General features: G+C 58.7%; 10 protein-coding genes and 4 pseudogenes. 9 read left to right on the top strand and 5 right to left on the bottom strand.

Features of this window, described 5'->3' with window-relative positions; all coding sequences use genetic code 11:
- Positions 1 to 112: 112 nt before the first annotated feature.
- The gene (locus OKW29_RS00605) at positions 113 to 3340 is read right to left on the bottom strand and encodes a hypothetical protein (protein WP_429289558.1); all 3228 of its coding nucleotides are present in this window, start codon (positions 3338 to 3340) and stop codon (positions 113 to 115) included.
- Positions 3341 to 3462: 122 nt separating this feature from the next.
- Between OKW29_RS00605 and OKW29_RS00600 the strand changes: the two genes are divergently transcribed.
- The 3 genes and pseudogenes from OKW29_RS00600 to OKW29_RS00590 form a co-directional block, all read left to right on the top strand.
- On the top strand, positions 3463 to 4152 hold the full coding sequence (locus OKW29_RS00600; protein WP_429289557.1) for a hypothetical protein: 690 nt from the start codon (positions 3463 to 3465) through the stop codon (positions 4150 to 4152).
- Positions 4071 to 4709 (top strand): hypothetical protein, encoded by a 639-nt coding sequence (locus tag OKW29_RS00595; RefSeq protein WP_429289556.1) that lies wholly within the window; start codon positions 4071 to 4073, stop codon positions 4707 to 4709. The genes OKW29_RS00600 and OKW29_RS00595 overlap by 82 nt, the downstream gene beginning before the upstream one ends.
- 161 nt (positions 4710 to 4870) lie before the next feature.
- Positions 4871 to 5107: pseudogene (locus OKW29_RS00590) on the top strand (DDE-type integrase/transposase/recombinase); the annotation flags it as partial.
- 428 nt (positions 5108 to 5535) lie between these two features.
- Here the strand turns inward: OKW29_RS00590 and OKW29_RS00585 are convergent.
- Positions 5536 to 6705, bottom strand: coding sequence for a hypothetical protein (locus OKW29_RS00585; RefSeq protein WP_429289555.1), 1170 nt, complete (start codon positions 6703 to 6705; stop codon positions 5536 to 5538).
- Between the two features lie 210 nt (positions 6706 to 6915).
- Between OKW29_RS00585 and OKW29_RS00580 the strand changes: the two genes are divergently transcribed.
- Complete coding sequence (locus OKW29_RS00580) at positions 6916 to 7086, top strand: hypothetical protein (RefSeq protein WP_429289554.1); 171 nt, start codon at positions 6916 to 6918, stop codon at positions 7084 to 7086.
- 443 nt (positions 7087 to 7529) lie between these two features.
- Here the strand turns inward: OKW29_RS00580 and OKW29_RS00575 are convergent, their stop codons facing one another.
- Complete coding sequence (locus OKW29_RS00575) at positions 7530 to 8027, bottom strand: hypothetical protein (RefSeq protein ID WP_429289553.1); 498 nt, start codon at positions 8025 to 8027, stop codon at positions 7530 to 7532.
- Between the two features lie 1049 nt (positions 8028 to 9076).
- Between OKW29_RS00575 and OKW29_RS00570 the strand changes: the two genes are divergently transcribed.
- From OKW29_RS00570 to OKW29_RS00550, 5 genes and pseudogenes are all read left to right on the top strand, one after another.
- Positions 9077 to 9559, top strand: coding sequence for a DsrE family protein (locus tag OKW29_RS00570; protein ID WP_429289552.1), 483 nt, complete (start codon positions 9077 to 9079; stop codon positions 9557 to 9559).
- A 185-nt stretch (positions 9560 to 9744) separates the two neighbouring features.
- On the top strand, positions 9745 to 10635 hold the full coding sequence (locus OKW29_RS00565) for a substrate-binding domain-containing protein (RefSeq protein ID WP_429289551.1): 891 nt from the start codon (positions 9745 to 9747) through the stop codon (positions 10633 to 10635).
- A 481-nt stretch (positions 10636 to 11116) separates the two neighbouring features.
- Positions 11117 to 11338: pseudogene (locus OKW29_RS00560) on the top strand (transposase); the annotation flags it as partial.
- 74 nt (positions 11339 to 11412) lie between these two features.
- Positions 11413 to 11832 (top strand): annotated as a pseudogene (locus OKW29_RS00555) (DDE-type integrase/transposase/recombinase); the annotation flags it as partial.
- A gap of 214 nt (positions 11833 to 12046) precedes the next feature.
- The gene (locus OKW29_RS00550) at positions 12047 to 12457 is read left to right on the top strand and encodes a hypothetical protein (RefSeq protein WP_429289550.1); all 411 of its coding nucleotides are present in this window, start codon (positions 12047 to 12049) and stop codon (positions 12455 to 12457) included.
- 247 nt (positions 12458 to 12704) lie between these two features.
- Here the strand turns inward: OKW29_RS00550 and OKW29_RS00545 are convergent.
- Together OKW29_RS00545 and OKW29_RS00540 are read right to left on the bottom strand one after the other, a co-directional pair.
- Positions 12705 to 13412, bottom strand: a pseudogene (locus OKW29_RS00545) (IS6 family transposase).
- 92 nt (positions 13413 to 13504) lie between these two features.
- The gene (locus tag OKW29_RS00540) at positions 13505 to 14491 is read right to left on the bottom strand and encodes a porin (RefSeq protein ID WP_429289549.1); all 987 of its coding nucleotides are present in this window, start codon (positions 14489 to 14491) and stop codon (positions 13505 to 13507) included.
- Positions 14492 to 14710 lie beyond the last annotated feature (219 nt).

The raw sequence follows: 14710 nt of genomic DNA, 5'->3' as shown, positions 1-14710 counted from the left end.
AATCCGAACGTTGGCCGCCGGGCCGGATGACGGTAAAGCAAGCTCCCCGCCTGATTCAACGTGCTTCCGAAGCCAACTCCGGAGCGCCGGACAACAATACGTTTCATCTAGACTACTTCGGCAACCGGTCATCCAGGTCTTCCAGCGCCTCGGCCGAGACTGTCTGCGCAAGCAGCTCATGTTCACCCTCCGCAGTGGTGTGCGCTGTTCCATGAACCAGTCCGGAAACCCAGCCGGAGCCACGCAGACGCGACACCTGCTCGAACACCTTGAGTTCCATCACCATCCAGGAGCGCGAATTCGCAACGATCTCGGCGGACCGTGCTTCGATCCGATCCAATTCGTCCTGCGACGCGCCTGCTGCCCGCAGTACGGACGCAAGCGTCGTGTTGGCGTCGATGGCCTGCGCCGCATGCCTTCGCAGTCGTCTCCGAAAGAAGAAACCTTGGTTCTTTCGCTCGTTTCCGCGAATTTCACCAAAAATCCGGTTCAGCTCACGGCGAGCCATGCCCTTTCGCCTGAGCTCGTCCGGCTCGTCGGCAAAGCGCCGCTCGAATACTTGTACCCATTCATTCGCGTGGACTTCGAGGGCCTTGATGAAGTCAGAAGCTTGGCGAAATTCGGTGTCTGCGAAACATGTACGATGCCTGAGCCGCCCGTCCTCGTGAACAAGCCGCACACGGACAAGAGAGCCCGATTCATTGAGATCCTTGCTGTATCCGACGATGTCGCCCGGGCTGATGGCGAGGTTCACTTCGCCGTTGTCGATCGGTACGCTCACGCTGCTTGTGATGCCCGCGCGTGCGGTTACCCGCGTGTATTCGCCTGCTCGATGCATATCGACACTGAATGGGCCTCGTTCATTGCGCCTGTCGTGACGCCACACGTCGCCCTGGGTACCCCCGATTCCAACAGCGAGACCGATTCGTGGTGTAACCCCTTCGCCCGTTGGCACCTTTGCAGTAGCGCCGACTTCGAAGGCGGCGGCTCTCGCATGGTTGCCGTGTTCGATATCGACAAAATCGACAACAACATTGTCGTCCTCATCGAAAGCCTTGACCCACTTATTCCATGTTTCCTCCGCATTTATGCCTTCTTCCTTCACGCGTGCCGCCTCATCGAACAGAAAGTTGATGACTTTCTTCTGGCTGGCCTTGCGTTGATCGTCGTCCCACGCGAACGAGCCCTCCTTGTGACGCCGCGGGATGCGGAATGCGATGAACTTTTGGAACATATCCGTCTTGTCGAGAGGCATGATCGTGAGCGTCCCGCCCACGCGAAAAATTGCGAAATCCAAGCCGGCAAAAACTCCGCCGCCAAGGCCCTTGCGTTTCATCCTTTCCGTGCCGAAATATATATCGCCGCCGTGCCCCGAGCGGTTGATCTGCATGAGCACCTGCTTTCCCCATTGGCGCCGGAAGATGACCCGTGGCACAAGCGGAAAGGCGAGACCCAGCAACCGGCTGACGTTTGGCCTAACCGCGCCGGTATTGGCGCCGCCGCGAATGCCCTCGCCAACCGCCAGCTTTCCGCCCGGCTGAGCATGATCGGTCAGCTCAAGCAGCATGCGCCGCAATGACTCCGGACTCATGTCGCGCGGCCGGATGTCGTGGGAATCGAGCAGTTTGATCGACTCCGCGACCGCTGTCCTGAACGCGAGGTCGTCTTGCAACTCGTGATGCTCGTCCCATCCTGCAAACGCCGTTATCGACAGTCGTTGGCGATACAGCATGTTGAACGGTGCGACTTTTCTGAGCGAAGCGAAATCGTTTGGCAGCGCATTGATCTGCTGCTTGAGGTCGTAGTAATTTTTCCTCGCGGCGGGCATTCGTGGTTCCGGAATCGCAGCGATGAGCCGGCGCGCCTGGTGCGCGATCTTAACCAACGCGTCCATGTCAATCACATGGCCTTCGCGCCCCTCTTGCGGCACGGTCTTCCAGTACACAAGCGTCGCTACGCGAAGTGCCATGTCGATCGGGTCGTCGGCTTCGAGGATTAGCTCCGGTTGCACAAGGCGGCTGCCAATGCATTCCAGCACCGTATCCAGCCGCTTGTTGACCTCTGGTATCACCTTCGACCACTGCGGCCGGTTCACGCCCTGCACACCGTGCTTGAGCGGGCGAAGCGGAGACTTGTTCCTGCCCGTCAGCATCTCGGCGTAGGTGCGCGGCTGTTCCGCTCGCGGGATATGCTCACAGACCAGCTTGCTCAAACCCTGCTTGAAGCGGGCGAAGTTGCCTTCTTCTGTGCGGAAGCCCTGCCGCCATGCGTATAGCGCACCGCGATCGGCCGGGGGCAGTTCAGACCTGCTCGATGTCAGGACCAAATGGGCCGCGCGCACTGCTTTCGTCGCAAGGTCATCGTCCGGGCCGTCCTTCGCGGTCACGCAGTTCCTGAAAAAGCTATGCGGCGTGATGTCGCCCGCCGCGGCCCGATGCAAATGCCTGACCGCTTGCAGCAGCGTACGTGCGGCTCGAGATTTGGCTTTCGTGTTCCAGACGTTCTCGCCAGTGCATCCGCCAACCTTGCGCAGTAACTGGAAGCCGACGCCGGTTTCCGCAAGCAATTGGGCCAGATGCCACACGCTCTGGTCGAGCGGATCGCTCAACGCGTAAGGGTGGCGATCAATCATCGCGGGAAGGTTCAATCCCCGCTCCAGGCGCTTGAATATTTTGTTGGCGAGTGCGACATCGCGACCGCTCACCGTCGCAAGCAAATGCCCCATCAGCATCGGCTTTTCAAACGGCGCTTCGCACGGACTCCGGGCCCTCAACTTCTTCAGGTTTTGCGCAAGGGTCTCCAACTCAATGGCCGCAGGGTTCTCCCCGCCAAGGCTGGTCGCCCGGCCAACTGCGAAATGACCGGACAACCAGGCGCCGAAGCTTGCTTCGTCCCTCATCGCCTTGATCGCCGGGTGAGCTTCGGCGGGAAGCCGATGGTCGAAAAATTCCTTCACCACCTTCGCAGGTAGCGGTTGTGGCGGAGCAATCGAATCGGCTGATACAGGCGGAGTTTGCGGGGGGACAGAACCCAGGTGTGCCGATGGCTGGTGAGGCGTATAGACCTTCAGGTCGAATGGGCGGCCATAGGTCGTCGTTTCAGCAACCAAAGAGGAGAGCATAACCCGCTCGCCCTTCGGGGATCCGATAAGCTTTTGACCTTGGCGAAGCACCTTCTCAACGGGTCGCAACGCTTGCGCCCACAGGGGCAATTTCGGCGTGCGGGTCTCGATTGGCAGCACAGGCCGCGACGGCGACTCCGATGAAGCGGTGTTCGCTCGATCCGCTTCGGTTGTCGCCGGAGCCGATTGCGAACTCATCGTCCCGACAGGGATAGGCATACGTCTCCCGATACGTCGCATGAGATAGATGCGCAACTGGAGCGTGGCCGCTCGATGCCACGCCTTGTCACGCAATTCGTGTGTTCGCATGATCGCCGCAAAGACCCGGCCGACGCGCGCCAATGCGAAGCGATCAACAACCTGCCGACAGCACCGGCGCCGGCGAAAGGGAAAAAGCCGTCAGCGTTCACTGCTACTTCGGGCATAACAATCAACTTGTTGACGCAGTCAAACTTGGTGATCTACACAACCTGCGAATCTTGCTCCGGGTGGGCAACGCAAAGGTAGACTGCGTCATCGACGGAATATCCCCGATCGAGTGGGCCGCCAAGTCCGGACATGTGCACGTTCTTGCCGAACTTGTCGCAAACGGCGCGGACGTCGAAGACGCGAAGCGGCTCGCACTTGTCATCGATGACAGAGCCAAGGCGGCTTCTGAATTCCGTTCTGCCTGCCGGGATGGGAATCTGAAAGTCGCCCAGGTACTGAAAGATTTGTTCGCTCTTTCCGGGGATGAGCAGTCAAAGAACCGCAGGACCGCGATGCATCGAAATTTCCATCCGGACGTGGTCAAGTGGCTGTGCGAAATGAATTCGGATCTCGTCAGTGCGAAGGACGATAAAGGCTGCACGCCGCTTCACAGCCTCTTCGAAAAATCTTATCTTCTCGGCGAAGAACGCTTTAACGCCGCCAAAGTCGCCGAATTTCTGATTGAGAAGGGGTCGATGTCATGGCTAAAGACGCCCGCGGCCGCACCGCGCTTCGCGCCGCCTGCGCCCGCAGCAACTATGGCTTCATGGTCCATGTCGTGAAGGTGCTGCTGGAACGAGGCGCCAAGTCAGGCGCAAACGAAAAGGGAGGGACACGGCCTTTCAACGAAATTAATGTGTCGAACATGTCCGATCCACGGTACGCCATACTGGGCCACGTGGCGCAGGCAATGTACGAAGGAAGCCAGTCGATCAGACTTGAAGCAGAGCGGCTGGGAGATCTGACTCGCGCATACCCGCCTTCCCAAAGGAAGATGCTTGAAGAGGACGGGCAGGAGGACGTGGGCCACATCGCGGCAAGGGAGAACGACGTGCCCAAACTCAAAACCTGTTCTCCGGCCGTTTTGACAAAGCAGAACCGGTATCAACGCGATGCCCTTGATCTGGCAATCCAATGCAACCATCCCCGCGCTGCCCGTGCGCTCATGGAAAAATTCGAAATATTCAATCCCGCGAAAATGACGGACGATGAGTGGGCAGCGCGGATGGACCGGGCAAAATATGACGGGAGCAACCTTTTCTGTACGTCTGTACGCGCGGGCTCTGGTGCAAATAGCGCGGGGGTAAATCGGCTAAGGTGTCGGGCTGAACGAAATTGAGAGTCGCCGATGAGCAAGCTGAATGGCCTGGACGAACTGTTCGCAGGCCGTCACTTTGACCGCGAAGTGATCATACTGTGTGTTCGCTGGTACCTGCGCTACAAGCTTAGCCAGCCTCGCACCGCGCCGTGCGCGAGATGAAGGCCGATGGCTTGCTGCCTGAGGACACGAAGGTCCGATCCTCGAAATATCTCAACAATCTGGTCGAGCAGGACCACCGCAACATCAAGTCCCGGACGAAAGTCATGCTCGGCTTCAAACGTTTCAGGAACGCAGCGATTACTCTCTCAGGTGTTGAGTTGGTCCATCGTATCCGCAAGGGCCAGTTCAGCCTCGCGAAGCCCGGCCTCAAAGATACCGCTGCGCCCGCAGTCTGGGAGGCCGTCCTGTCTGCTTGATGAGGTATCCTTTCTATAGCAAAAATCTCGTCCAAACCGCCTATTTGCACCAGAGCCGTGTCGACACGGTTCGAGGGGGAAATTGTAGATTTCACGGCTTCTCCATGGGGTAAGAAATTGGGTTCTGGAATTCATTAAGCCGGCCTCCCTCGAGCGCGTGACGATCTCGTGCTGAAGCCGTGCGACGACCTGATGTCCTTCGGACAGCCTCAGTCCAAGCATCGCCACTTCCGCGTCTCCAACGCGACTGATATGGGCGAGCAACACCTCGCTCGTTGCGCCGTCTTCGCCTCTCACCACCAGGATCAATTCGAATTCCACGGACGTCTCCGTCGTTCACCACGGAGCGATTATCGGTCAACTCACGCCCCCGCCTGGCGCCTGCAGAGCCCGGACCCCACCAAATCGAACGCTCTCGTGTTGTGCCCTTACATGTTCAATTTGTTCATTTCCGCGAGAACGTTCGTATTGTTTACCTCGTCCGTCGCATCTCTCACATTAAGCCCGAAGGCCCTATTGACGCCCGCGGTCGCGATTTCCATCAGCAAGGCAGCCTGGTTAGCGTCGTTTGCCTTTCCGTTGCGTACTCCTCTCGTGAAGGCTTGATGGCCGGCATCGTTTTCCTTTGCTGCACGTACGTCGCGCGCCATCCTTTCACTCACCGACGATGTCGGCGAATATGCAAATGCGCCGAAATCTAGTGTGCTGAACCCAACCACGTCCTCGCGCGCCTTTTTCAGCTGCAAGTCAAAAATGCGCCTGAACTCGGGATTATTCTGAAGCGCTGTCGCAAGCTCGTCGGCACCACTCGGGATGCTCTCCGAGTGATAGGGTGTCGCACCAAGCCAATTCGCGCTTGCCGCAATACTGGCATCTTCACGGTAGGTAACGGGACCCTCGAGCCACGGATCAATAATGATGTCGTCGGGTCTTTCGCTCCCATCGGCTTTTCGCTCTTCCGCCCATCCGTGATCGACCGTTGGAGAACCATTAACTTCATAAACCCGGCTGCCATCGTCAGTGGTATTTGCATGCATGCTGGCGGCAATCAGTGCCATTTCTCCGCAATTACCCGCCCCTCCGTACTTTGCCATTGCGATGACTGCTGTTTTCCCTGTCAGCTCGTATCTGCGAGCTGCGTCAAGAGGATGGCCTGTTTTCTGCTCAACGCCCGCAATGATGTCTTCCATGAGGTGGTCACGGATACCTAACCGATAGATCGCCAGTGACTCGTCGTCCGGTCGCGAGAGTGCTGCGGCAATTTGCACGGCGAGCCGTCGACCGGCGGTCAGCGTGACGTAAGATTCGAGCTGACTGGCCAACAGGTCGGGAATGACGTTTCCCCGACCCATCGGAAACGCGGTCCGCGCTTTCGTCAATGTTCTTTGTGCCTCCCTCAGCGGGGCAAGCGCTTCCGGGTCAGGTATACGATTCAGGCGGGCACGGCCCGCCAGATACCCAGCCAGCGGACGTTCATGTGATGCTATATGGGCGTCACTTGCGGCAGGCGTTGAAAGCGGAGCGTGAGCGCCCCTATGGATCTTGTTTAGCCGTTGCTGCAAAGACTGCTGTTCTCCGATCATGGAGGAAACTGTCATCACTCTCAGTGGCCTGCCTGGTGTGGCGGACAACGCCCTCAAAGTCTCCTGTATCTGATTATGCAGTGGGCCAGAGCGCTCGTCGCTGGCCCGTTCGGCTGAGTGCGACTGCGTGATTGCAGATCCCCCCCCATCATGTGAGGGCGACGGATCGCGCGATACGCGTACGCCGATGGTCCTGTTGCCGACACGAGGCATAGGGTTCCCATCGTGACCGACTTCCAGCGCTGCTGGAACGACGCTCGCCAGCGGAATTCGCTGGGGGGCCACCTCCCATGCGCGCTTGACGAACTGCTCTCCGGTGATTTCGCCAGCCACGAATTGATCGAAGAGCCGTCCCAAATCGCGGAGCACTTCTTTTCTCTTCGATTGAGCGCGTGATTGCAGGTACTCCGTGGGCTTGGGCGGAAGCGGAGGACCTCCTTGCAGCTCCCGCAGTGGTCCTGTGGGTTTGGGGGAGGATGATCGGTGCGAGGAGGCAGCAGAGCCGGCAGACTGTGTGCGCCCGCCCTGTTGATCATCCGTGAATCTTGTGAGGGTGCGTTCGCGCGAACCCTGCACCCCACCCGAACCAGCGCCTGACATAGGTACTCCACGATCTCATAAAAGTCACATTTCTAGCACGCGTCAGTCCGTAACCAAGAAGGTTCTGATCGCGATAAGGCCTTTTCGGCCGGACTGCGCATGGTCGAGTGCGGAGCGCACAACAGTAGCAACGGTCCCTAGGACCGGTTCACTCTCGAAGCCGGCGGTGACCGCAAGAGTCGATCACCGCCCATGCGCCGGACCGGTACGGTCCTGCCCGATCGGATCCGGCATCACCCTTACGAAAGATGCACCGGCGAGCGTTGCGCCTGGACCGGCGGCTGTGTAGTCGGCGGCACCATCATTGCCGGCGTTGTCATCGAAGGCTGCGTAGTCGGCGCCTGCGTCGGCATTTGCTGAACCGTGATGCCCCCGCCCGGCAGATTCACCACTGTGCCGCCGCGCAGACCATGCGTCGCGTTCGGGTTCGGCGGCGTCAGCCCGGTTTGCGCCACTGCAGGCGTGGTCGGGCTCGGCGCCGTCATCGTCGGCGTCTGCTGCACCGTGATGCCCCCGTTCGGCAGATTTACGACCGTGCCGCCGCGCAAACCGTGCATCGCAGCCGGATTAGCCGCAACTGTGCCCGGTTGCGCGGCCACGGGTGCGGTCGTCACCAGACCGCGAATACCATGCATCGCGCCCGGATTCGCCGTCATGGCGTGCTGAGTTGAGTTCGACTCGGTCATATGGCTCATGTCGCTGCCCATGTGACCCATGCCGCCGCTCATATGAGCCATACCACCACCCATGTGACCCGCAAAAGCGGATGCGCTGCAAAATGCAAGTACCGCAGATGCGACCAACGATTTTTTCAACATCTTTGCTCTCCAAACGGGTTATTCATCTGTCTGCCGATGCTATTAAACCCGAGCATCCACCACATTTCGAGCGGATGTTTGTAAGTCAAGCGGGCTCTTTGTAAAGGCATTGGGCTGCCTGTAACCCGCTGTTTCCGCTTCGCGCCTCATTACACAAATGCGCATTCGTGACTTGCCCGTTGAAGTGCTGCCCGATCGGCTTTGAGAGCGTTCGATCTGGTGGGCCTGGACTCTGCAGCACCAGGCGGAGGCGTGAGTTGACCGATAGTCGCTCCGTGATGAACAACGGAGACGACCTTCGAAGTCGAACTGATCCTGGCGGTGAGGGGCGAAGACAGCCGAATGAGCGAGGTGTCGCTCGTGCATATCAGTCGCGCTGTGGCACTGTCACGTTGTTAAACGTGACAGTGCCCGCCCAGGACCATCCGCACTGGCTCACGCTGCGTGGACCCGTCCCTCTTTAGCCGCAGCGGACCTGACGCATAGAGGGCAACGACCTCCATTTATATCGCATTGCCAACTAATCCAGACGAAATCAGACGGAGCGATGTCGCTCATCCGTGTCACCCAAATTCAGCCGATTCTGAACAACGCCGTCTTCTTCATCGTGAGGCAACGCGTTTTCCTCGGCCCGGCATTTTAGTGTTACCGCGTCAATACCCCGATACAGGATAACAGTGCGAAGCAATAGCACAAGGTGCGAAGAAACGGGTTCAAGCGTCATCACCGGACTTTTTGATTGCCGTATCCTCACTCGGTCACAAGCAGTAACAATTGTTTCTGACTTGTGAAGCGGCTGTCTGGAGACGTGACGCCGCGGCGGGTCGAAAGACTCAACACGTTCGGCCGCTCGTCTACCTTACCTCACTGTGAAAAGGTAATAAGAAATGCCTAGACTCAATATACTCATTTCTGCAAGCGCCCTCGCCATCATCTGCAGTGCGACTTTTGCGCAAACACCGTCACAAATGCCCGACTTCTGGACAACGCCCGCGATCGCCGGATACGGCAAGATGCACTTTGCCACGCGCGCTGCTTACAAGCCGGATGCATCGCGGAGCCACAAGGTCGTCTTCGCGGTGACGCGCGCGCCGTCGAAACCGACCGAAGTGAATGACAGCCTCGACCGCGTGGCGCGAACCGTGAACCTTTACGTCGCAAGTGGCGTGTCGCTTCAAAACCTGCAGTTCATCGCCATCGTGTCCGGCGCTGCCACGCCGCTGGCGCTCGACGACGCGCACTACCGTGAGAAATTCGGCGTCCCCAATCCGAATCTCCCACTGATTGTCAAACTCAGGCAGGCGGGCATCGACGTGGCTGTCTGCGCCCAGGCCGTGGCCGAGCACGACTTCGACGAAAATTGGATCGACCAACATTTGACGTTGGCCTTGTCCGGATTGACGACCGCAACGGTACTGCAACAACAGGGCTACGCGCTGCTGCCGCTGTAACGATGGCTGCCGGGCCGCTCGGGGTCCGCGCTTTCTCTCGCAAACGTTCGCTGGAAACTGAAACAATGAGCCGTAGACTCCGACAGGTCGCCTTTGCCTCGCTTGTATGTATCGCGCAGTGTCTCGCCGTCCCGCCTGCGCATTCACAAACCGACGTTGCCGCCGATCCGCTCACCGACACGAGCGTGTCTCCACCGTGGCAGCGCGGTGCAAACAGTGACATTCAAGCGCGCGGCCTACAGTTCACCGAGCCCGATGCCGACAATCTTGCAGACTTTCATGGCAGCCCGATCGCCCCCCTGCTCTCCCTCTACGTCGGCGGCAATTACTTCTTTGCGATGGCGCCGCTGGTCCATGCGTTCGAGGAGCGCTACCCGGAGTACAAGGGTCACGTGTACTGGGAAACGATACCTCCGGGCCTGCTCGTAGAGCAGATGGAAAACGGCGGCACAGTCACGGTTGGCAACATGACCTGGGCTGTGCCGGCCGACGTCTATCTCGCGAGCATGAATGCCGTGCAAAAACAGATCGATGCCGGACTTCTGCAGGCTCCGGCAGTGCCTTATGTGGAGAACACGCTGACGATCATGGTACCCAAAGGCAATCCCGCACAAATCACGGGACTCGCGGACCTCGGCAAGCCCGGCATCCGGCTGGCAATGCCGAATCCCAAGTTCGAAGGCATAGCGCGACAGATCAAGATGTCGCTCGAACATGCGGGCGGCGAAGCGCTGGCAAACAGGGTATACGGCGAGAAGGTGGCCGACGGCACGACCTTGCTGACGCACATCCATCACCGCCAGACTCCGCTCTGGATGATGCGGGGCAAGGCGCAGGGCGGTGTTACCTGGCAATCCGAGGCCCGGTTCCAGGAGCAGATCGGGCATCCTATCGAGCACGTGGACATTCCGGCGGAGGACAACTCGCGCGAGACCTATGCAGGTGCGATAGCGAAGCACGCGCCTCACGAGGAGGCTGCGCGCCGATGGCTGGACTTTATCCGTTCGCCCGAAGCATTCGCGGTGTTCGAACGATATGGGTTCAAACGCTGCCCGAGTCCAGACAAAGGAATCTGAATGCCAGCAGTTTGGCTGGAATTGGTAATCATATGGTGCTAGGGGCATTGTCACGTTGTTGGCATGTTGCCGGACTCGGGCATGACACGAGCCGCCCTGCAACACAACGCACCTGCCACCTCCGTTCTTCGCGTTTCCGCCGGCAGTATGCAAGGTGATCTACACGACGGATGAAATTGACAAGTACGCCATCTTCCAGATACGCGATCTCGGCAACCGATCGCGACACATCCAGACCAACAATGCGCATAGCCGTTCTCCCATGGAAAACATAGGGAGCCGGTGGGACAGCACGACAACTACGGATTCGCGCTCACAGCGCAACCGGGCGGGTCGCAGGGGCGGCCAACTACAAACACGAGCTCGCGGCTCATCGTGTACCAACGGCCTGCCCACCCGAAGTGCTCCCCGGTGCCCCTGTCCCGGATGGTCGTACCATACGCCTGAAACTTCGCGGCGGGGACGCGGGGCACCGGTTCATATCATGCCGGTTACAAATGCCATTGAAGGCGTGAATGCCCAGCTACGCAAGATCATAAAGACGCGAGGTCACTTCCCAAGCGACGATGCCGCCACCAAACTCCTGTGGCTGGCATTAAACAATATCACCGCAGAGTGGAGCCGCGCCGCGCACGACTGGAAAGCGGCGATGAACCAGTTCGCGATCCTCTACGAGGATCGCTTCACCAGAAGTCACTTGTAGAATGATCCGATCGGCTTGTCATGCGCAGGCCTTTATCCGCCTTGCACACAAAAAATCTGACACTCCCAACTCGCATTCTGTTGCAGAAGCGGCGGGACAAAACCGCTGCGAAACGCTTCTTCAAGCACGTGCTTCGGTCATGCCCTGTGCCGCGCAAGATCGTCACAGATCAATTACGAAGCTATCCGGCCGCGAAGGCTGAGATCCCCGAGTTGGCCGGCGTCAAACACGTGTTCGTCAAGGCTGCTGCGCGGGTGAATAACCGGGCTGAGAATAGTCATCCACCTACCCGTGAAGGTGAACGACGCATGCGCGGGTTCCGCGACCCGAAGCGAACGCAAGCTTTTCTGTCGAGCTTCGGTCTGATTCGGCAGCACTTTGCTCTCAAACGACATCTGCTGCGCGCCTCTCTTTATCGCAAACAACTCGCCGCCCGATTCGCTGCGTGGCATGCATCCACCGAGCTCAGCCAAAATCCGTCGACCGCTTTCTGAGCAATCTACCTCTTTGGCACTGCGCCGTCTCACCACCGCCAAGTTGACAGCGCCCCACATATGGGGCAAGCCCCCGAACCAATGCGTCATTGCGCGAAGGTGGACGCGGCCGCGAGTTCTTTTCTCACTAACGAAACAGCCCGTTACAGGTCGATCACTTCTCCTGCGCTTACACTCCTGCATTCCAAGAAACTGAGTCCTCGAAGGAATCACCATGAACCCACTAAATTCTGTAACGAAGTTTTCTTCTCATCGCTACGAACAAGTTCCCGAAGAAAAGCCGGCGAGCACCGCTCACAACCGGCGCAGACCATCGCAGGCAGACACACCACTGGCCACCTTGTCGCCGCCCCCGTCACGAGTGCGTCCCGCAGAGCAGGTGCCGAAGGCGCCAAGTTCGACGCCGGAATCTGTAACTAAAGCGGCCGTCGCAGCAAAAGAGAGGCGCAAGACGAAGAAAGTGATGGTTGGGGCTATTGGCATTGCGCGACCGCGGGTCATTTATGTCGCGAAGACCACGGCCGATCCGTTCAATACTGCATTTCACGAGGATATAAACCTGCCCGACTTGCCCAAAGAGGAATACCTCCGACCACCAACGGCATATACGCACTTTCCAGAGTGAATCGTGTCCGGTCGAGCGCCCTGTCTGTGACGTTTGGGGGGCGACAATGATTTCGACCGGACGTGTTGCCTCACGGGATGATGTTACTCCCGCGTCATTGTCGCTATTGATTGTTTTGCGGTGATGGCTGGTGCTGCGTCGCGGCGCCAGCCATCACCGCGTCCGCACCACCGAGTATCCTGGTCACCAGGGCTCTGGTGCAAATAGACAATCTGAACGACATTTTTGCTATAGAAAGGAGACCTCATCAAGAAGACAGGACGGCCTCCCAGACTGCGGGCGCAGCGGTATCTTTGAGGCCGAGCTTCGCGAGGCTGAACTGGCCCTTGCGAATACCATGGACCAACTCAATACCTGAGAGAGTGATCGCTGCGTTCCTGAAACGTTTGAAGCCGAGCATGACTTTCGTCCGGGACTTGATGTTGCGGTGATCCTGCTCGACCAGATTGTTGAGATATTTCGAGGATCGGACCGTCGTGTCCTCAGGCAGCAAGCCATCGACCTTCATCTCGCGCACGGCGCGGTGCGAGGCGGCATAGCCATCAAGCGTGATGGTTTTCGGTGGCTGGCCCTGATGTTTGAGTGCCTTCCTGAAAAAGGCTTTTGCCGCCTTCACGTCGCGCCTGGCGCTGAGCATGAAGTCTACTGGCTGACCCGCCCGATCCACCGCTCAATAAAGATAGACCCACTTGCCGCGCAGCTTGAGGTAAGTCTCGTCGACACGCCACGACTGGCCGGTGAGCCTGCCAAAGCGGTTCCACCGTTTGACGAACTCCGGCGTAAAGCGCCGCACCCAGCGCAGGATCGTCGTGTGCGCCAGCGACAGACCCCGTTGCGCCATCATTTCGACCAGATCGCGCAGGCTAAGCTTGTAGCGCAGGTACCAGCGAACACACAGAATGATCACATCGCGGTCAAAGTGACGGCCTGCGAACAGTTCATCCAGGCTCTTCAGCTTGCTCATCGTCGACTCTCAACTTCGTTCAGCCCGACACCTTAACCGATTCGCCCCCGCGCTATTTGCACCAGAGCCCTCTGAAGCAAGTGTCAGAACGCGTGAAGCATGCCCAGCATCAAGCCGGTCTGCGTTTTGCCGCAGACGTCTTCGGGATCGAACGCATAGACCGTCTGCGCGGCGTTCGCGGCATTGACGACATGTCCTAGCGTGGCGTACAGGCTCGTGCGGCGCGACAGCGAGTACGATGTGCCCACCACCCAAAGGGTCGGGTGCCCACCGTCATCGGCAATGTTGGCGCGATAGACTGCTGCCTGAAGATTGAGCGCCGGCGTCACGTCGACCCGCACGCCGGTCCACACCATAGTGCGGCGAGGCTCCATGTCGCCCGAACTGTGTTCAAGGCCTCCGTATGCGGTCACGCGAGAGAAGGCATATCGGCCGGCGCCTAGCAGTTTCGTCCCCGTTCTGCCTGCCATCGTCGGCCCCTCCTGCTGCGGGTCGGCGTTGACCTTCTGATAGGCCAACGTTATCCCGAATTGTCTGAAGTCATATTCAGCGGCGGCTTCGACCGTGCGGCCTGCACTGAAGCCATCCGGACGGTCCCCGAGGCCGAGCAATGCGTTGACAGTCAACCCATTCCATGGCACGGACTTGTACTTGATCGAATTCGAAATCAGGAAACCGTATCGCGGCACGACGTCGGCCGATTGCGCGCTATAGGCACCGGCGAGAAGCGGGTCGAACCAGAGTGCCTGTTCGAACAGAATGCTCTTTTGCTCACCGAGCGTGACGGTACCGTACGGGCTCGAAATTCCCACGAACGTCTGCGCGATCTGGCCGCCGTTGAGGAGAAACGGATTGATCAGGAATAGGGCCTGGTAGCCGTTTCCAAGATCCTCCGCCCCACGGATGCCGAACTGTGACATCACCTGGCCATAGTTGGTCAGGCTCACACTGGCATGATGGCCGTCCGCACGCGTCAGCATTTGAACAGCCTCGTCGAGATAGCCGAACAGTGTCACGTTCGACTGCGCAACGGCGCTGTTTGCGAAGGCGAGAAGCAGCGCTGCCGCCATGACACGCAATGCGTCCGGTATCATCTCCCCCAGAGAATTAGGATTCGAAAATGACGATTTTTGTAGAACAGGCGCATGTCGCGCGTGGCAAGCGCGACTCCGGAGGGATTGCATTTCACTCGTCCCGCAACAGGTGGATGGTTACAGGTGTAACCATTCGGCTAGAAGTGCAACGATATCTTCTCGATACAAAATTACGCTTGCGAGGCGGAGTGCGAA

It is taken from the genome of Paraburkholderia sp. CI3 (assembly GCF_050436505.1).
Classification (GTDB): domain Bacteria; phylum Pseudomonadota; class Gammaproteobacteria; order Burkholderiales; family Burkholderiaceae; genus Paraburkholderia; species Paraburkholderia tuberum.
The sequence above is the reverse complement of the archived record's forward strand: the minus strand, read 5'-3'. Positions and strand labels throughout refer to the sequence as shown.